The sequence below is a fragment of the Leifsonia sp. AG29 genome (assembly GCF_009765225.1).
GTDB lineage: Bacteria > Actinomycetota > Actinomycetes > Actinomycetales > Microbacteriaceae > Leifsonia.
On sequence record NZ_VMSF01000001.1, the window covers coordinates 3,018,906 to 3,036,373 of the forward strand.

Sequence of the window (17,468 nt, forward strand, 5' to 3'; positions counted from 1 at the left end):
TTGAACAAATGGAAGACGCGCTGGACCGGGCGTTCGCGGCCCTGGCCGATCCCGTGCGACGGGCCATCGTCGCGCGGCTCAGCCGGGGCCCGTCGACCCTGGGCGAGCTCGCGGAGCCGTTCGACATCACCCCCCAGGCCGTCTCCAAGCACATCAGCGTGCTGGAGGCGGCGGGCCTCGTCATCCGGACCCGGGAGGCGCAGCGCCGCCCGGTCCACCTAGACCCGGCCGCCCTCGAGCGCCTGACCGCGTGGATCGACCGCTACCGGCTGGAAGCGGAATCGCGGTACCGGCGCCTCGACTCGCTGCTCGCCGACGAGCACGTCGAGCAGCACCGGAGCAAGGAGAAGGAATCATGAGCAACCCCGTCATCATCGACGCCCGACCGGGCACCCCGTACGCCGACATCACCCGCGAGTTCGAGGCACCGGTCGAGGCCGTGTTCCGCGCCCACGCGGACCCCGAGCTCTATGCGACCTGGATCGGTCCACGCGGGCTCGAGACGACCGTCACGCAGTGGGACTTCCGGAGCGGAGGCGGCTACGCGTTCGAGCAGCGCGACAAGGAGGGTGTCTACGCGTTCCGCGGCGTCTTCCACACCGTGATCGAGAACGAACTGATCATCCAGACCTTCGAGTACCTCGGCGCACCGGGTGAGGTCAGCCTTGACCGCCGGTTCGAGGCGCTTCCCGAGGGCCGCTCCCGGCTCGCCGGCCACTCCGTGTTCACCTCCGTGGAGGCGCTGGAGGGCATGATCGCGTCCGGCATGGAATACGGCGTCCGCGAAGGCTACGAGAAGCTCGACGAGCTCCTGGCACGCTGACGCCGCCGGTCCTACTCCTGCCGGCCCGGGTCGCCGAAGCTGAGCAGCGGCTCCAGCTCGCTGTCCGGCCCGGGCTCGCAGCCGTCGGACGTCGCGTCCGAGCCGTCGTCCGTGGGCGCGACGGCCGGTCGCTCGAGCAGATTCTTGCCCAGGTGGTGGGCGTCGGGGAGCTCGATCGGGTACTTGCCGGTGAAGCACGCGGTGCAGAGGCGCTCGCGCGGCTGCTCGGTGGCGGCGATCATGCCGTCCTCCGAGAGGTAGCCGAGGCTGTCCGCGCCGATCGACTGGCGCACCTCCTCGACCCCGAGGCCGGTGGCGATGAGCTCGGCGCGCGACGCGAAGTCGATGCCGTAGAAGCAGGGCCACGTGATGGGCGGGCTCGAGATCCGGACGTGCACCTCGGCGGCCCCCGCCTCCCGCAGCATGGACACCAGGGCGCGCTGCGTGTTTCCGCGGACGATCGAGTCGTCGACGACGACGAGGCGCTTGCCCTTGATGACCTCCTTCAGCGGGTTCAGCTTGAGCTTGATGCCGCGCTGGCGGATGGTCTGCGACGGCTGGATGAACGTCCGGCCGACGTAGGAGTTCTTGACGAGTCCCTGCCCGAACGGGATGCCCGACGCCTGGGCGTAGCCGATCGCCGCCGGCGTTCCCGACTCGGGCGTCGGGATGACGAGGTCGGCCTCGACCTCGTGCTCGCGCGCCAGCTGACGCCCCATCTCGACGCGGGCCTCGTAGACGCCGCGGCCCGCGATGGTCGTGTCCGGGCGGGCGAGGTAGACGTACTCGAAGACGCAGCCCGCCCGCTTCTCCTCGGCGAAACGGCGGCTGCGCAGCCCGTTCTCATCGATGGCGATCAGCTCGCCGGGCTCGACCTCGCGCACGAAGCTCGCGCCGACGATGTCGAGCGCCGCGGTCTCGGAGGCGACGACCCAGCCGCGCTCCAGCCGGCCGAGCACGAGCGGGCGGACGCCCTGCGGGTCGCGCGCGGCGTACAGGGTGTGCTCGTCCATGAACACGAGGCAGAAGGCGCCGCGGAGACGCGGGAGCACCTCCACCGCGGTCGCCTCGAGCGTGTGGTCGAGGTCGCCCGTGAGGAGCGCCGTGACCACGGCGGTGTCGGTCGTGTTGCCGCGCGACAGCTCGCCATCGTGCTGCGGGTAGCGCTCGTGGACGAGTTGCATCAGCTCGGCGGTGTTGGTCAGGTTGCCGTTGTGCCCGAGGGCGACGGTGCCGCTGGACGTGCTCCCCAGCGTCGGCTGCGCGTTCTGCCAGCTGGAGGCGCCGGTCGTCGAGTAGCGCGTGTGGCCGACGGCGATGTGGCCCGGGAGGGAGTTGAGCGCGTTCTCGTTGAAGACCTGGGACACGAGCCCCATGTCTTTGTAGATGAGGATCTTGCTGCCGTCGCTCGTCGCGATGCCCGCCGACTCCTGCCCGCGGTGCTGCAGGGCGTAGAGGCCGAAGTAGCTGAGCTTCGCGACCTCCTCACCGGGTGCCCAGACGCCGAAGACGCCGCAGGCATCCTGCGGGCCCTTCTCGCCGGGCAGCAGTTCGTGACTGAGAAGACCGTCGCCTCCGGCCACAGCGGGACCCCTTTCCTCGGGATGTCGGGATGTTCAGCTCTCGATGTCGGTGCGGGCGCCGGGCTCCGGCTTCTCGACCTCGGCCTGCTCGGCAGGCTCGGCCTCGGGGGTGCGCACATCGATTCTATCCGCCTCGACGCGGCGCGCCCTCCGGGCGGTCATGCGGTCGAGGAGGAGCGCCACCACGGCACCGACGACGACGCCGATGACCGCGCAGACCGCCAGCAGGAAACCGAAGACGGTGCCCCGGTCGTAGGTGGGGTTCGACGGGAACGCGAACGTGAGGATGAGCGCCACGACCGCGAAGACGACCGCACCGGTCACCATGAACCGGAAGTACCGCGGCGAGCGCCGCACGCTCACCTCGGTCCGCTCCTCCGTCTCGGTGGCGGCGGGTTCGGGCTGGTCGTCGGTCATGCCTCCATTGTCGCTCACCGAGGCTGGGGGCTCCCCCACCGGGTCTCAGCGACCGCTAGTAGCGCAGCGGGAGGAGGCCCTCGAGCGAGGCCCGCTGACCGGAGGCGTGCACCCGCCCGGTGGCGACGCCCTCCTCCCAGCCGACGGAGCCCGACGCGAGGGCGAGGAACGTGTCGGCGTCCGTCTCGATGACGTTCGGCGGCGTCCCGCGGGTGTGACGGGGACCGGGGATGCACTGCACCGCGCCGAACGGCGGGACCCGCACCTCCACGGTGTTGCCGGGCGCCCGCTCGGCGAGGAGCTGGAGCAGGTAGCGCACCGCGGTCGCACGCGTCTCGCGCGGGACGTCTCCGCCGAGAGCGGCGCGGACGGCGGGCCCACCGGTCTCGTCGGGGATCTTCGCTCTGGCCATGGGGCCATCCTCCCACCGGCGACCGGGACGGCCAGCGCCCGCGCCTCCCTCTAGCATGGGGGCGTGAAGATTCTGGTCCTCGGCTCGGGCGCGCGCGAGCACGCCATCATCACGTCGCTGCTCAGCGAGGAGGCGGGTCACGACATCGTCGCGGCTCCCGGCAACGCGGGCATCGCCCAGGACGTGGCGGTCGAGCCGGACCTCGACCCGCTCGACGGTGTCGCGGTCGCCGAGTACGCGATCGAGAACGGCGTCGACCTGGTCGTCATCGGCCCCGAGGCGCCGCTCGTCGCCGGAGTGGCCGACCCGCTTCGCACGCGCGGCATCCCCGTCTTCGGCCCCGGCCGGGCGGCCGCACAGCTGGAGGGGTCGAAGGCGTTCGCCAAGCGGATCATGGAGGCCGCCGGCGTCCCGACCGGGCGCGCCGTGCGTGCCGAGACCCTCGCCGAGGCCGAGGCCGCGCTCGACGCGTTCGGCGCACCGTACGTGGTCAAGGCGGACGGGCTCGCGGCCGGCAAGGGCGTCCTCGTGACCGCGGACCGCGCGGCGGCGATCGAGCACTCCGAGCACTGGCTGCAGCGCGGCGGAGTACTCGTGGAGGAGTTCCTCGACGGGCAGGAGGTCTCCCTCTTCCTCCTGAGCGACGGCCACGACGTCCTGCCGCTCAGCCCCGCCCAGGACTACAAGCGCCTCCTCGACGGCGACGCGGGCCCCAACACGGGAGGGATGGGCGCCTACTCGCCGCTCCCCTGGCTGCCGGAGACCTTCGTCGACGAGGTCATCGAGAAGATCGCGCTGCCGACCGTGCGCACCCTCGCCGCCGAGCAGACCCCCTTCATCGGGCTCCTCTACTGCGGGCTCATCGTGACCGACCGCGGGATCCGCGTCATCGAGTTCAACGCCCGGTTCGGCGACCCCGAGACGCAGGTCGTGCTGCCGCGGCTCGTCACTCCGCTGTCGCAGCTGATGTTCGCCGCAGCGACCGGCGGCCTCGGCGGCCTTCCGCGGCCCGAGTTCGCACTCGATACGGCGGTGACCGTGGTGCTCGCGAGCGAGGGGTACCCGGAGGCGCCGCAGACCGGTCGTCCGCTCACCGGCCTGGAGGAGGCCGCGGCCGTGCCCGAGGTCACCATCGCACACGCGGCGACGGCACGCGATGAGAGCACGGGCGCACTGCTCGCGACCGGCGGCCGCGTGCTCAGCGTCGTCGCCCGGGGCACGACGTTCGCCGAGGCGCGCGAGCGCGCGTACGACGCGATCGGGCGCATCCACCTCGAAGGCGGGCAGTACCGCACCGACATCGCGGCGCGCGTGTCCTGAGGGGACGGTGGGGTGGGCGGTTGCCGCGTTTCCGGGTGCTGCGTGTCCCGTGCCCACCACATTCGGCACGAATCTCGCTCCCACGGCGCCCGTCACCCACATTCGGCACGAATCTCGCTCCCACGGCGCCCGTCGCCGACATTCGGCACGAATCTCGCTCCCACGGCGCCCGTCGCCGACATTCGGCACGAATCTCGGCGGCGCCCACACCTCGGGCGGGCCACATTCGGCACGAATGTGCCCGAGCCAGCCCGCTTCGGCGACATTCAGCACGAATGTGGGGAGCGCGCCTCCCCTGCCCCGCGCTCAGAGTGCGCCCTCAGAGATTCGGCACGAATGTGGCACAGAGGGCGCCCGTGACCCACATTCAGCACGAATCTCGAAGGCGCGGCGCGCCGGCCCGGCGCTGCCCGGGCACATTCGGCACGAATGCAGCGAAGCGCGAAGCGCGAAGCGCGTGACGCCCGCCCGCCCGCGCGGGAGCGCGAGGCGTCAGCCGAGCAGGCGCGCCAGGAACGCGTTCCGGAAGCGCTGCTCGGGGTCGAAGCGCTCGGTCAGCGCACGGAAATCACCGAGGCGCGGGTAGAGCGCGGGCACCAAGCCGTCGCGATCCAGGTAGAGCTTGCCCCAGTGCGGGCGCGCACCGAGCGGGAGGAGCGCCTCCTCGAGGGCGGGCAGCACCGCCTCCACACCGGCCTGGTCCCGCACCCACGTGAAGTGCAGCCCCACGGCGTCGGTTCCGTAGGCACTCGAGAGCCACAGTTCGTCCGCGGCGACCGTGCGGATCTCGGAGATCTGCAGCAGCGGCGCGACGACGTGCGCCAGGGCGCGCACCGCCTCGATCGCCTCCACCGCCCGTGGGCGCGGCACGAGGTACTCCGACTGGATCTCGGCCCCGTTCGACGGCGTGAACTCGAACCGGAAGTGCGCAAGACGCTCGCTCCACGGGCCGACCACGCCGAGCTGCTGGGTCGTGTTGCGCACGTCCATCGTCGGGATCATGTGCCGCGCCTCCGTCAGCGCGCGGGCGCCGAGGAAGTCGTCGCCGATCGGCGAGCCGCCGTCGAGCTCCTTGAGCCAGGCGAGCGCGACGGTGTCCTCCTCCCACGTGGTGAAGAGGCTGACGCTGTACGCCGCGGAGGTGACCTCGTCGAATCGGCCGGTGACCGCCTCCCAGGGCAGCTTCTCGAACAGCCGCTGCCGCGCGTCGAAGCTGGGACGGATGTCGAGCGTGACGTCGATGACCACGCCGAGCGCCCCCAGGGAGACGACCGCCCCGTCGAACCCCTCGTCTCCTCGGCGCAGCTCGACGATCTCTCCCGATGCGGTCAGGATCCGCAGCCCGCGGACGGCGGTCGCCAGGTTGCCGTTGCGGTCGCCCGAGCCGTGGGTGGCTGTCGCGATCGCGCCGGCGACCGAGATGTGCGGGAGGGACGCGAGGTTGTGAAGCGCCCAGCCCGCCGCCTGCAGCTCCCGGGCGAGATCGCCGTAGCGCACGCCGCCGCTGACCGTCACCGCCCGCGCCTCCTCGTCGATGCTGATCGAGGCGGGGAGACCTGCCGTGCTGACGAGCAGGTCGGAGGTGTCGGCGAGGTCGTTGAACGAGTGGCGCGACCCCAGGGCACGGACCGCGCGCGCACCGACGACCAGCTCGCGCAGCTCGTCGACGCTCTCGGGCCGGACGATCCGCGCCGCCCGGTACTCGTGGTTGCCTGCCCAGTTCAGCTCGCCCATCGCGGTCCTTCCTCGCACTCGCGGCCGTGCGGCCACCGCCTCAGTCTATGGATGTGAACGTGCGCACGCGGTCCGCGCAGGAGGGGGGTGGCCGCGGCGAGGGAGGCGGAGGTATGGTCGGCGCTGTCGGGGGTAGGGACGAGGGGAAGGGGCCAGTCGTGGCCGAATTCGAATATGGTCCGGCGGAGTTCATGGTCGCTCAGTTCGACACGGACAGACCGTCTCCGGGGGTGGTGCAGTCCATCATCGATCTGATCGACAGCGGAACGCTGCGCCTCCTCGACCTGCTGTTCGTCGAGCGGCACGAGGACGGGACGGTCGATGTCATCGAGCTCGACCAGATCGGGGACGAGATCGGCATGGTCGATGTCACGCTCGAGGCGAGCGGGCTCGCCGGCGACGAGGACGTCGACCAGATGGCTCAGCTGCTCGAGCCGGGCAGCACCGGAGCGATCTTCGTGTTCGAACACCTGTGGGCCAAGGAGCTCGCCGCGCGCTTCTTCGAGTCGGGAGGCGTCGTCCTCCACTCGGAGCGCATCCCGGCCCCGGTCGTCAACGCGATCGCCGCGGAGGCGCTGGCCGACGAGCTCGAAGAGGTCCTGGAGGAGTCCGAGGGCGGCGCCGAGGACGCCGGAGGCGACGCCGAGGCGGCCGGGGACCGGACGGGAGCCGCGCCCGAGTCCGCGGCGGCCAGTGACAAGACGGCCCCGGCGCCCAGCGCCCCGGCCGAGCAGAAGTAGGAGGGCGATATGCCGCTCAGGAGGATGGGCCGCCCGGGCCTCGTCGGGATGGCCGCGCGCACCGCGGTCGTCGCGGGGACGGCGACAGCGGTCTCGGGCAACGTCCAGCGCCGGCAGGCGCAGCGCGCTCAGGACAAGTACGACCAGCAGCAGCAGGCCGCGGCCGAGCAGGCCGCCCAGCAGGCTCCCGCCCAGGAGGCTCCCCCGGCGTCAGCGGGAGGCGGTGACGACCTGACGACGCAGCTGCAGCAGCTCGCCACGCTGCACAGCCAGGGCATCCTGTCGGACGAGGAGTTCTCCTCAGCGAAGGCGAAGCTGCTCGCGTAGCGCGCGGCCGGCCACCGTACGATGGACGGGTGAGCGAACTCCCAGACTGGTCGCACGTCTACTCGGGCAAGGTCCGCGACCTCTACGTCCCCACGGGCGCTTCGGGGCTCGACGACGCCGACGCGGTGCTCGTGGTGGCGAGCGACCGGGTCAGCGCGTTCGACCACGTTCTCGAGCCGGGCATCCCGGGCAAGGGCGAGTTGCTGACGACACTCAGCCTGTGGTGGTTCGACCAGCTCGACGACGTGCCGAACCACCTCGTCCCCGACCACGTGCTCGACGGGGAGCGGGTCGTGGAGCGCATCCCCGCCGAGGTCGCGGGCCGGTCGATGCTCGTGAAGCCGCTCGACATGTTCCCGATCGAGGCCGTCGTGCGCGGGTACCTCACCGGCAGCGGCTGGGCCGAGTACCGGGAATCCGGAAGCGTCTGCGGGATCCCCCTGCCGACCGGTCTCGGCAACGGCGACCGCCTCCCCGAGCCGATCTACACGCCCGCGTGGAAGGCGCCGCTCGGCCAGCACGACGAGAACATCAGCTTCGAGCGGACCGTGGAGCTCGTCGGCCCGGACATCGCCGACGAGCTTCGGCGCCTGGCGTTGCACGTCTATCGCCGCGGGGCCGAGATCGCGGAGGCGCGCGGCGTCATCATCGCCGACACCAAGTTCGAGTTCGGCGCCGACCGCGTCACGGGCGAGATCACCCTCGCCGACGAGGTGCTGACGAGCGACTCCAGCCGTTACTGGGACGCCGAGGCGTACCGGGAGGGGCGCACCCCCGAAGAGCGGATGGCGAGCTTCGACAAGCAGATCGTCCGCGACTGGCTCGCCGCCAACTGGGACAAGACCGGGGAGCCGCCCGCGCTGCCCGCCGAGATCGTCGAACGCACCGCCGACCGCTACCGGGAGCTGCTCGACCGGCTCACCGGCTCCGACTCGCGGGAGGACTGAACCCATGATCCCCGCCACCGCCGCCATCGCCGACGCCGCCGTCCGCCTCGGCGTCCCGGTCGGCGTGGCGCCCGTCGATCTCCTCCCCCTTCTGCCGGGTCGTCCGTTCGCTGGTCCGGCGGCCCCGGTGACGCACCTGGGCAGTGTCGACGTCCTGCTCGAGACGATCGACGACGCGCCTCCCGGTGCGGTGCTGGTCATCGACAACGGCGGCCGCGACGACGAGGCGTGCGTCGGCGACCTGATGCTCCTGGAGGCGCGAGAGGCCGGGATATCGGGCGTCGTGGTCTGGGGGCGGCATCGTGACTCCGCGCAACTGCGCGAGATCGGCCTGCCGCTGTTCAGCCGGGGCGCCTACCCGTTCGGGCCGCGGAGAGTGCCTCCCGCGGGTCGGGCGATGCGCAGCGCCTTCCTTGACGGCGTGGCCGTCGGTGAGACCGACTGGGTCGTGGCGGACGACGACGGCGTGCTCATCTTTCCGGCGGCTCGCCGCGAAGAGCTCTACCCCGCTGCGCTCCACATTCAGGAGGTCGAGGGGGCTCAGTCCGAGCGCATGCGCGCAGGCAGATCGCTGCGACAGCAACTCGACTTCGCGCGCTACCGGCGCCTCCAAGCCGATGACCCGTCACTGACGCTGCGGCGCTACCTCGCCGAGACCGGCGGAGCCATCGAAACCTGAGAGACGGAACGCTGATCCGCAGGTCGCCCCGCATCGCCGCGTGCTGGATTACGGAGGAGATTCGGGCCGGACACGGCCGATGAGCGGGGAAGGGAGGAGTTTGCAGCGGTGAGGCTGGCAGAACTCCTCCCTTCTGTCTTGCTCGGGCTCGGAAGGTCAGGCGGATCGGGGAGCGGCCGTCAGTCGACGGCGGGCGCCGCGTGCAGGCCGTGCGGGCGGTCGTCGCCCGGACCGAGGTCGGTCACCGGGGGAGCGTCGGCGGCGTGCGAGCCGTGCGGGACGGCGTCGGTCGGGGCGTCTGCAGCGTGCGAGCCGTGCGCGGCGTCCACCGTCGCCCCCGCGGCAGCGGCATCGCCAGCAGCGGCCGGCGCACCCACGGGAACGGCTTCCGCGCCTTCTGGCCGGGTGGCGGCTGCAGCGCCTGGGCCCCACGCCGGCGGCTTCGGCTTCGCCCACCACACGACGATCAGCGCACCGAGGAGGGCGACCGCGGCGGGCAGGAGCAGCGCCTCCGACATGGCCTGCGTGAAGCCGGCGTGCAGGAACTGGGGCAGCTCGGTCCCTCCCGTCGCTTCGCTCGGGGCTGCACCCCCGGGAGCCTTGGGCAGGTCGGCGGCCAGACGGCTCTGGATGAGCACGGCGATGGAGGCGCTGCCGAAGACGGCGCCGATCTGACGGGTCGTGTTGTAGACGCCCGACCCGGCACCGGCCTGGTTCATGGGGAGGTTGCGGGTCGCCGTCGTCGAGATCGGGCCCCAGACGCCGGCCATCGCGATGCCGATGAGGGCGCTCGGGATGAGCAGCAGCCAGATGTTGACATCCGGCGACAGCATGCGCGAGTAGAGGAACAGCGCGAAGGAGTACAGCACAAGCGCCGGGGTGGCGATGTTGCGCGGGTTGACGCGGTCGATGAGACGGCCGACGAACGGGGCGAGGACGCCCGAGAACACCGCGGTCGGCGCGAGCATGAGGGCCGACTGGGTCGGGGTGAGGCCACGGACGGTCTGGAAGTAGAAGATGAGCGGCAGCGCCATGCAGGTCACCGCGAAGCCGACGGTGGTGATCGCGCCGTTCGAGAGGGAGAAGTTGCGGTCGCGGAACAGCGGCAGCGGGAGGAGCGGCTCCTTCTTGTTGAAGGCCTGCCACACCACGAAAGCCGCCAGGACGACGATGCCCGAGATGATGAGTCCCCAGACGGTGATCGGGCCCCAGATGACGCCCCAGTCGTAGGTGTCCCCCTCCTGGATGCCGAAGACGAGGAGGAACATGCCGACCGCCGAGAGGATGACGCCGAGGATGTCGAAGTCGTGCGAGTGCGTCGGCAGCTTCGGGACCAGCCGCATGGCGAGGATGAAGGCCACGATGCCCACGGGGACGTTGATGAAGAAGATCCACTCCCAGCCGAGGGTGTCGACCAGGATGCCGCCGAGAAGCGGCCCGATGAGGGTCGCGACACCGGCCACGGCGCCCCAGAGGCCCATGGCCGCGCCGCGGCGGTCGGGCGGGAAGATGCGGGTGATGACGGCCATGGTCTGCGGCGTCATCAGGGCGGCGCCGAGGCCCTGCACCACGCGGGCCGCGATGAGGATGCCGATGTGGCCGGCGAAGCCGCACCAGGCCGAGGCGCCCGTGAAGATGACCAGGCCGATGAGGTAGATGTTCTTCGGGCCGAAGCGGTCGCCGAGGCGCCCCGTGATGAGGAGCGGCACCGCGTAGGCGAGGAGGTAGGCGCTCGTGACCCAGATGACCGCGGTGTAGTCGGTCCCGAGGCCGAGCCCCTTCATGATGGAGGGGTTGGCGACCGACACGATGGTCGTGTCGATGAGGATCATGAAGAACCCGATGACGAGCGCCCAGAGGGCGGGCCACGGCTTCAGTTCGCGTTCCATGCGGGTGTTCTTCTTTCGTGGAGGACGTCGGACCACGAGACGGAGCCCGTCTCGAGGTCGGAGATCAGGTCTTCGAGGACGGCGGCGTCGGCCGCCTCCAGGGCGCGCATGTAGCGCACGTCGAGCCAGTACTTGTCCGGGATGCCCTTCCTCCGGACGGTCTCGATGGCGTGGTCGAGCACGGCGATGTCAGCTCGGATGAGCGAAACGCGCTTCTGGAGAAGCGCGACGACGGTCTCGAGCGGGAGGTTGTGCGACTCGCCGAGCCCCAGGGGGAACTCGGGGTACTCGTTGACCGGTGTCCCGATGATCTCGGCGACCCGCTCGGCGAGGGCCAGGGAGCCGGCCTCCGTGATCTCGTACGTGGTGCGCTCGGGCCGGTTGCCCTCGCGCTCGGTGCCGGTGGCGCGCACCAGGCCGGCCGACGCGAGCCGATCGACCGTGTGGTAGAGCGAGCCCGGCCGGACCTTGACGATCCGATCCTCCGCCCGCTGCACCAGGGTCTGGTACATCTCGTACGGGTGCGACGGACCCTCGGCGAGCAGCGCGAGCGCTGCGACCGCCAGGGGCGTGAGGATGCGGGAGTCGGGCATGCGATGAAGATGTTCCTTGCTGATTATTCCGTAAGGAATATACGGCGCGGAAGTCGCGGATGTCAAGAGGAAACCACCGCTCGGTTCAGGGCGAGGAGCTGCTCCGTGAACTGACGCGCGCCTCCCTGCGCCGGGTGCCGGATCGCGGGCGCATCGATCCCCGCTTCGGCCAACGCCCCCTGGGCCTTGCGACCGACGGCGACGATCGTCTCGATGCCGAGCGCAGCCACGAGTTCGCGCGCCACGGGGGCGCCGGCGCGCACCTCCGAGACCCGGGGAGTCCGGTTCGTGAGCGGCCGGCCCGCTTCGAACGGGTGATGCGGATAGACGGGCCAGCTGATGGGGAGGGGGCCCGACCACTGCGCCATGGTCGCCCAGAAGACGCGACTCGACGCCTCCCAGGGCGCCTGCGGCTGCCCGGGCAGTTCGAGACCCGGGACCACCCCGGCCTCCGCCTCGCGGACGGAGGTGAACGGGACGCCGGTCACGGTCATGCCGCGCCAGCCCGGCGCCTCCCCCAGGAACAGGACCGGCGCGTGAGGGAGGGAGAGGTAGCGTCGGAGGTTGCGCTCGCGTCTGCGCCCCTCCTCGTCGAACCCGTACAGCAGCTCCGCGTCGGCGGGCGCGGGGACCTCGCGGATCAGGTCGAAGAAGCGGTCGAGCATGCCCCCACGCTACGGCCGGACACCGACACGGGGATACCCGGTTGCGGCGAGCGCGGCATCGACTTCGGCGAGCGGGAAGACGGTCCCGACCTGCTCGGCGAACGGGAAGCGATCGGCGTTCTCGACGAGGAACCGCACGGCCCGCTCGAGGTGGCGCGGCGTGTAGTTGTGGACGCCGCGGATGGTGAGGAGGCGGTTGACGAGCTGCTCGGGAGCCACCGCGAGCTCCGGCCCCGGCGAGAGCGAGCCGACAACCACGAGGACGCCGCCCGCATCGAGGGCGCCGATGAGCGACCGCGCTCCGCCCGCGCTGCCGCTGAGCTCGAGGGCGATGGTCGGCGCCGACGCCTTGCCTCCCACCTTCGCCAGGACGTGCGCGAGCCCGGTCTTGGTCTCCGGGGAGGCGCCCGGGTCGGCTGCTCCCGCCGCACCGAAGGCCAGCGCGGCCTCGCGGCGCTCCGGCGCTTCGTCGGCGACGACCACGCGTGCACCGGCGTCGCTCGCGAGCGCGGCCGCCGTGAGCCCGGACATGCCAGCACCGGCGACCAGGACGAGCGCTCCCTCGAGCGGCACGATCGCTTCGGCCGCCTCGAGGGCTGCGACCACGGTCGCGGTCGAGCAGGAGGCGGGGGCCAGGATCTCGGCCGGGACGCCCTCGGGGACCGGGACGATCGGCGTCCCGGCGAGGACGTGGGTGTGCGTGGCGAACCCGCCCGACAGCTCCCATCCGCGGCGCATCCGCTCGTGTCCGTACTTCTGGAGGCTGAGGCACTTCTGCGAGAGCCCCCGGCGGCACCGGGCGCACCGGCCGCACGGCACCGCAGCCGACCAGACGACGCGCTGCCCGAGCGCCAGCCGGTGCCCGTCGGTGGTCTTGGCGCCCCCGCGGCCGAGGGCGACGACGCGGCCGATCTGCTCGTGACCCAGGACCAGCGGTGTCGGCGCCGGGCGATGGCCCTGGACCATCTCGATGTCGGAGTCGCAGACGGTGGCGAGTTCCACCTCCATCAGCGCATCGCCGGGCGCGAGGCGCACTCCGGGGACGGCGACCGCCTCGTGCGCGTGCCGCTCGCCCGGCCAGACCATCGCGGTGGCCGACGGATAGACGCTGACCCCCATGCCCAGCTGCGCCGGCGGCTCCACGACGCGGGGCGTCACCGCCCGGATCGTCACCGGATGACCGGCTGGCCGAGCAGCTCCGGCAGTTCCGCGACGCTCGAGATGACGGCGTCGGCCCCGGCGGCGAGCAGCGCCCGCTCGTCGTGCGCTCCGCCGAGGACGCCCACGACGAGCCCCGCGCCCGCGGCTGCGCCGGAGGCGACATCGCTCGTCGTGCTGCCCACCACGACCATCGATTCGACACTCGACGCGCCGGTGCGGAGGAGCGCCGCCAGGGCGAGATCCGGATAGGGACGGCCGCGTCCGGCCTCGGCCGGCGTGAGCGTGACGTCGGCGAGGTCGCGCCAGTCGAGAGCGTCGAGGACCGCATCGAGCGTCGCCCGCGAGAAGCCGGTCGCGATGGCGACGCGCACTCCGATGTCCTGCAGCCTCTCGACGAGCTCCTCGGCACCCGCCAGCGGGCGGAGACCCTCGGTGGCCGCGAGGTCGGCGTAGCTGGATTCGAAGACGGCGTTGGCGTGCTGCGCCTGGTCCTCATCACCGGCGAGCGCACGGAAGACCGACAGCGTCGATTGGCCCGACGCGGAGCGGAAGTAGGCCGTCGCTCGGTGCCGCTCGGTCGCATCCCGCCCGAGGCCGGCGGTCGCCGCCGCGACGGCGAAGGCGCGTTCAGTCAGGCCGTCGTCGGCGACGAGTGCGCCGATGAGGTCGAACACGACGAGTTCGAGGTCGACGAGATCGTCATCGTCGGGTTCGTCCTCCCCGTCGTGCCACTCGTCATCCCGCCGGCGCGCCACCGGGTCGATGATCGCGGCGTCGTCGAACTCGCTCGTAATGAGGCCGTCGGGGGTCATCGCGGTGCCTTTCTTGCCGGCTGCTGACGGCCGCCAGCCTAGGCTCGCGGAACGACCGGAGGCGCAACGCCGGGTAACCGGGAGGTGAACGGGCCCACGCTGTTGCACTATCGTGACGATCGGCGCAGAATTGCAGCATGACCGCGGGCGACAATACCCGGGAGCTCGATCCCGGCATCGTGACCGACTTCCGGCAGCGGATGTCGTACGGCTCCTATCTCGACCTCGACACGCTCCTGAGCGCTCAGCACCCGGTCAGCGTTCCGGAGCACCACGACGAGCTGCTGTTCATCATCCAGCACCAGACCACGGAGCTCTGGCTGAAGCTGGTCCTCCACGAGCTCGAGTCGGCGCGAGACCTCCTCCGCGCCGATCGGCTCCCTCCCGCGCTCAAGCGCATCGCACGCGTCAAGCACATCCAGCGCACCCTGACGGAGCAGTGGTCGGTGCTCGCGACGCTCACTCCCACCGAGTACGCCGAGTTCCGCGGCTTCCTCGGCAACTCCTCCGGCTTCCAGTCCTTCCAGTACCGGGCCGTGGAGTTCGTTCTGGGCAACAAGAACGCGCGCATGCTCAGCGTCTTCGCCGACGACGCCGAGGCGCAGGGCCGGCTGTCGGAGCTGCTGGAGGCGCCGAGCATCTACGACGAGTTCCTGCGTTACCTGGCGAGGGCCGGCTTCGACGTTCCGCGGGGCGTCCTCGACCGCGACGTCACGCAGGCCCACGTGATGACTCCGGAACTCGTCCCCGTCTTCCGCGAGATCTACGAGAACGCCTCCGAGCACTGGTCCGAGTACGAGGCCTGCGAGGAGTTCGTCGACCTGGAGGACAACTTCCAGTTGTGGAGGTTCCGCCACCTCAAGACGGTGCAGCGCACGATCGGCATGAAGACCGGGACCGGGGGGTCGACCGGCGCCGCGTTCCTGCAGAAGGCCCTCGACCTCACGTTCTTCCCCGAGCTCTTCGCGGTGCGCACCGAGATCGGCGCCCCGTCATGACGGAGTCCGCGCAGCCCCTCCACGTGACCGTGGACGCGGTGTGGACCGGGCGCCGATTCGTCGGCCCGGTCACCTTCCGTGCCGACGGGGAGCGCCTCCACCCGGTCGACATCGCGCCTCCGCGTTCGCTACACCGCCGTCTCGAAGGCACCGTCTTCGCGCGCCTCGCCGACCACCACACGCACCTCGGGCTGACGGACCCGGCGGCGCTGTTCCGCGGCGGGATCACGCACGCCATCGATCTGGGCTGGATCCCGGCCGTCGCCGCGGCCTGGCTCGCTGACGACCGCAGCCGCCCCTCCATCGAGATCGCCGGCCCCCTGCTGACCTGCCCCGGCGGCTACCCCGCGCGTTCCGGCTGGGCTCCCGCGGGCGCCTTCATCGAGGCGGGCGGCGAGCGGGAGGCGCGACGCGCGGTGCGGGAGAACATCACTCTGGGAGCCTCCCGCACCAAGGTCACGCTCAACACGGTCGCCGGCGAAACGGTGGACGACCGCGTTCTCCACAGCATCGTCGCCGAATCGCACGCCCACGGCGTTCCCGTGACCGTCCATGTGGAGGGCGACGGCCAGACCGAGCGCGCGATCCGCGCCGGAGCCGACCAGCTCGCGCACACTCCCTTCACCGAGAGCGTCCCCGACGGGCTCATCGCCGAGGCCGTCCGGCGCGGCATGACCTGGGTCACGACGCTCGACATCCACGGCTGGGGCGCGCCGAACGCGCATCACCGCATCGCCTCCGAGAACCTCGCGCGGTTCGTCGCCGCGGGCGGCCGAGCGGTGTACGGCACGGATCTCGGCAACGGCGACCTCCCGGTCGGCGTGAACGGACGCGAACTGGGCGACCTGGCCCGCATCGGCCTCGACGCGGACGCCCTGGTGCACGCCATCGCCGGCGGCCGCCGCACCCGGGGCGACGACGCACCGGTGATCGGTCCGCGTCTCGCTTGGGTTCCGGGCGCCCCTCCCACCGGTGCTGCGGCCCGGGCCGCCTGGCTCGCCCAGGCCCGCGGCCTCACGGTCGCCGCACTGGCGGCCTCCCTCCACGCCACCGGCGGCGCCCCCGCCGACCCGACCCCCGACAGAGGACGACGATGACCGACTTCGACGAAGCACCCTCCCCGCTGCTCGAGCCCGACCCCCTGAGCGCCGCCCGCGCGCTCGACGCCTCCGACCCGCTGGCGCCGTTCCGCACGCGCTTCGCCGGGATCGACGACGACAGCGCGGGCGTCGTCTACTTCGACGGCAACTCGCTCGGGCGGCCTACCCGGGCGAGCGTGGACCGGATCCAGCGCTTCCTGGTCGAGGGGTGGGGGGACCGTCTCATCCGCGGCTGGGACGAGGAGTGGATGGAGCTGCCCTTCACGATCGGCGACCGGCTCGGCCGCGCCGCCCTCGGAGCGGCACCCGGTCAGACCTTCATCGGCGACTCGACGACGGTCCTGCTCTACAAGCTCTCCCGCGCAGCGGTCGACTTCCTGCCGGAGCGCAGCGAGATCGTGCTCGACACCGACAACTTCCCCACCGACCGGTATCTGCTCGACGGAATCGCCCGCGAACGCGGGCTCCGGCTCGTCTGGATCGAGGCCGACACGGAGGCCGGGGTGACCCCGGAGCAGGTCGCGGCGGCGGTCAGCCCGCGGACAGCGCTCGTGGTGCTCAGTCATGTCGCCTACCGCTCGGGCTTCCTCGCCGACGTTCCGGCGATCACCCGGATCGTCCACGACGCCGGCGCCCTCGTGCTGTGGGACCTGTGCCACTCGGCCGGCTCGGTTCCGACCGAGCTCGACGCCTGGGACGTCGACCTCGCGGTGGGCTGCACCTACAAGTACCTGAACGGCGGCCCCGGCTCGCCGGCGTTCGGTTACGTCTCGAGCGAGCTCATCGGACGGCTGGCGCAGCCGATCCAGGGCTGGATGGGGGTGCGCGACGTCTTCCGCATGGGCCCCGAGTACGAGCCCGCGGAGGGGGTGCGCCGGTTCCTCAGCGGAACGCCTCCCATCGTCGGCATGCTCGCCATGCAGGACACGATCGCCATGATCGAGGAGTGCGGCATCGACGCCGTGCGCGCCAAGTCGGTTGCGCTCACCGAGTTCGCAATCGCCCTCTCGGACGAATGGCTGACGCCGCTCGGCGTCTCGGTCGCGAGCCCCCGCGACGCCGACCGGCGCGGCGGCCACGTCACCCTCAGCCACCCCGCGATGCGCGAGGTGACAAGCCTGCTCTGGCAGCGCGACGTCATCCCCGACTACCGCGACCCCGACGGGCTCCGGGTGGGGCTGTCGCCGCTCAGCACGTCCTTCGAGGAGGTCTGCATCGGGATGGCGGCCGTGCGCGACGCCCTCGGCGAGCTGACCCTCGAGTGAGCC

Annotated in this window: 19 protein-coding genes; 10 read left to right on the plus strand and 9 right to left on the minus strand. The window is 71.7% G+C overall.

Annotated features, from left to right (window positions below; genetic code table 11):
• The first annotated feature begins 8 nt into the window (after positions 1–8).
• The gene (locus FPT20_RS14585) at positions 9–359 is read left to right on the plus strand and encodes an ArsR/SmtB family transcription factor (RefSeq protein ID WP_158866539.1); all 351 of its coding nucleotides are present in this window, start codon (positions 9–11) and stop codon (positions 357–359) included.
• Complete coding sequence (locus tag FPT20_RS14590) at positions 356–823, plus strand: SRPBCC family protein (RefSeq protein WP_158866542.1); 468 nt, start codon at positions 356–358, stop codon at positions 821–823. Before FPT20_RS14585 ends, FPT20_RS14590 begins: the two co-directional genes overlap by 4 nt.
• A gap of 11 nt (positions 824–834) precedes the next feature.
• Here FPT20_RS14590 and purF read toward each other — a convergent pair whose 3' ends face one another.
• The 3 genes from purF to FPT20_RS14605 are packed head-to-tail and all read right to left on the minus strand — an operon-like array spanning position 835 to position 3,235.
• Positions 835–2,406, minus strand: a complete 1,572-nt coding sequence (gene purF, locus FPT20_RS14595; RefSeq protein ID WP_158866545.1) for an amidophosphoribosyltransferase — start codon at positions 2,404–2,406, stop codon at positions 835–837.
• Between the two features lie 33 nt (positions 2,407–2,439).
• Positions 2,440–2,823, minus strand: a complete 384-nt coding sequence (locus FPT20_RS14600; RefSeq protein WP_233265546.1) for a hypothetical protein — start codon at positions 2,821–2,823, stop codon at positions 2,440–2,442.
• A gap of 55 nt (positions 2,824–2,878) precedes the next feature.
• Positions 2,879–3,235, minus strand: a complete 357-nt coding sequence (locus FPT20_RS14605) for a sterol carrier family protein (RefSeq protein ID WP_158866549.1) — start codon at positions 3,233–3,235, stop codon at positions 2,879–2,881.
• Between the two features lie 63 nt (positions 3,236–3,298).
• Between FPT20_RS14605 and purD the strand changes: the two genes are divergently transcribed.
• Positions 3,299–4,555 carry a phosphoribosylamine--glycine ligase gene (gene purD, locus FPT20_RS14610; RefSeq protein ID WP_158866552.1) on the plus strand — a complete coding sequence of 419 codons (1,257 nt, stop codon included), beginning with the start codon at positions 3,299–3,301 and terminating at the stop codon, positions 4,553–4,555.
• A 492-nt stretch (positions 4,556–5,047) separates the two neighbouring features.
• Here purD and FPT20_RS14615 read toward each other — a convergent pair whose 3' ends face one another.
• Complete coding sequence (locus FPT20_RS14615) at positions 5,048–6,289, minus strand: FAD-binding protein (RefSeq protein ID WP_158868239.1); 1,242 nt, start codon at positions 6,287–6,289, stop codon at positions 5,048–5,050.
• A 158-nt stretch (positions 6,290–6,447) separates the two neighbouring features.
• On the opposite strand from FPT20_RS14615, the gene FPT20_RS14620 reads away from it, so the two are divergent.
• Genes FPT20_RS14620 through FPT20_RS14635 form a run of 4 tightly spaced genes read left to right on the plus strand, consistent with a single transcriptional unit; the run spans position 6,448 to position 8,982 of the window.
• A complete protein-coding gene (locus tag FPT20_RS14620; RefSeq protein WP_233265547.1) occupies positions 6,448–7,029 on the plus strand; it encodes a DUF6325 family protein in 582 nt (193 codons plus the stop codon).
• 9 nt (positions 7,030–7,038) lie between these two features.
• Positions 7,039–7,356 carry an SHOCT domain-containing protein gene (locus FPT20_RS14625; RefSeq protein WP_233265548.1) on the plus strand — a complete coding sequence of 106 codons (318 nt, stop codon included), beginning with the start codon at positions 7,039–7,041 and terminating at the stop codon, positions 7,354–7,356.
• Positions 7,357–7,385: 29 nt separating this feature from the next.
• Positions 7,386–8,303 carry a phosphoribosylaminoimidazolesuccinocarboxamide synthase gene (locus FPT20_RS14630; RefSeq protein ID WP_158866555.1) on the plus strand — a complete coding sequence of 306 codons (918 nt, stop codon included), beginning with the start codon at positions 7,386–7,388 and terminating at the stop codon, positions 8,301–8,303.
• Between the two features lie 4 nt (positions 8,304–8,307).
• Positions 8,308–8,982 carry an RraA family protein gene (locus FPT20_RS14635; protein ID WP_158866558.1) on the plus strand — a complete coding sequence of 225 codons (675 nt, stop codon included), beginning with the start codon at positions 8,308–8,310 and terminating at the stop codon, positions 8,980–8,982.
• Between the two features lie 179 nt (positions 8,983–9,161).
• Here FPT20_RS14635 and FPT20_RS14640 read toward each other — a convergent pair whose 3' ends face one another.
• From FPT20_RS14640 to FPT20_RS14660, 5 genes are all read right to left on the minus strand, one after another.
• A complete protein-coding gene (locus FPT20_RS14640; RefSeq protein ID WP_158866561.1) occupies positions 9,162–10,871 on the minus strand; it encodes a DHA2 family efflux MFS transporter permease subunit in 1,710 nt (569 codons plus the stop codon).
• A complete protein-coding gene (locus FPT20_RS14645) occupies positions 10,856–11,464 on the minus strand; it encodes a PadR family transcriptional regulator (protein ID WP_158866564.1) in 609 nt (202 codons plus the stop codon). The genes FPT20_RS14640 and FPT20_RS14645 overlap by 16 nt, the downstream gene beginning before the upstream one ends.
• Positions 11,465–11,526: 62 nt before the next feature.
• A complete protein-coding gene (locus FPT20_RS14650) occupies positions 11,527–12,129 on the minus strand; it encodes a uracil-DNA glycosylase (RefSeq protein WP_158866567.1) in 603 nt (200 codons plus the stop codon).
• 9 nt (positions 12,130–12,138) lie between these two features.
• A complete protein-coding gene (locus FPT20_RS14655; RefSeq protein ID WP_233265549.1) occupies positions 12,139–13,287 on the minus strand; it encodes an alcohol dehydrogenase catalytic domain-containing protein in 1,149 nt (382 codons plus the stop codon).
• Positions 13,288–13,298: 11 nt separating this feature from the next.
• On the minus strand, positions 13,299–14,102 hold the full coding sequence (locus FPT20_RS14660) for an HAD family hydrolase (RefSeq protein WP_158866572.1): 804 nt from the start codon (positions 14,100–14,102) through the stop codon (positions 13,299–13,301).
• 137 nt (positions 14,103–14,239) lie between these two features.
• On the opposite strand from FPT20_RS14660, the gene kynA reads away from it, so the two are divergent.
• From kynA to FPT20_RS14675, 3 genes are read left to right on the plus strand one after another with little or no spacing between them, the layout of a single operon-like run.
• Complete coding sequence (kynA, locus tag FPT20_RS14665) at positions 14,240–15,100, plus strand: tryptophan 2,3-dioxygenase (RefSeq protein ID WP_158866574.1); 861 nt, start codon at positions 14,240–14,242, stop codon at positions 15,098–15,100.
• Positions 15,097–16,197 carry an amidohydrolase family protein gene (locus FPT20_RS14670; RefSeq protein ID WP_158866577.1) on the plus strand — a complete coding sequence of 367 codons (1,101 nt, stop codon included), beginning with the start codon at positions 15,097–15,099 and terminating at the stop codon, positions 16,195–16,197. Before kynA ends, FPT20_RS14670 begins: the two co-directional genes overlap by 4 nt.
• Positions 16,194–17,465 carry a kynureninase gene (locus FPT20_RS14675; RefSeq protein WP_158866580.1) on the plus strand — a complete coding sequence of 424 codons (1,272 nt, stop codon included), beginning with the start codon at positions 16,194–16,196 and terminating at the stop codon, positions 17,463–17,465. The genes FPT20_RS14670 and FPT20_RS14675 overlap by 4 nt, the downstream gene beginning before the upstream one ends.
• Positions 17,466–17,468: the final 3 nt, after the last annotated feature.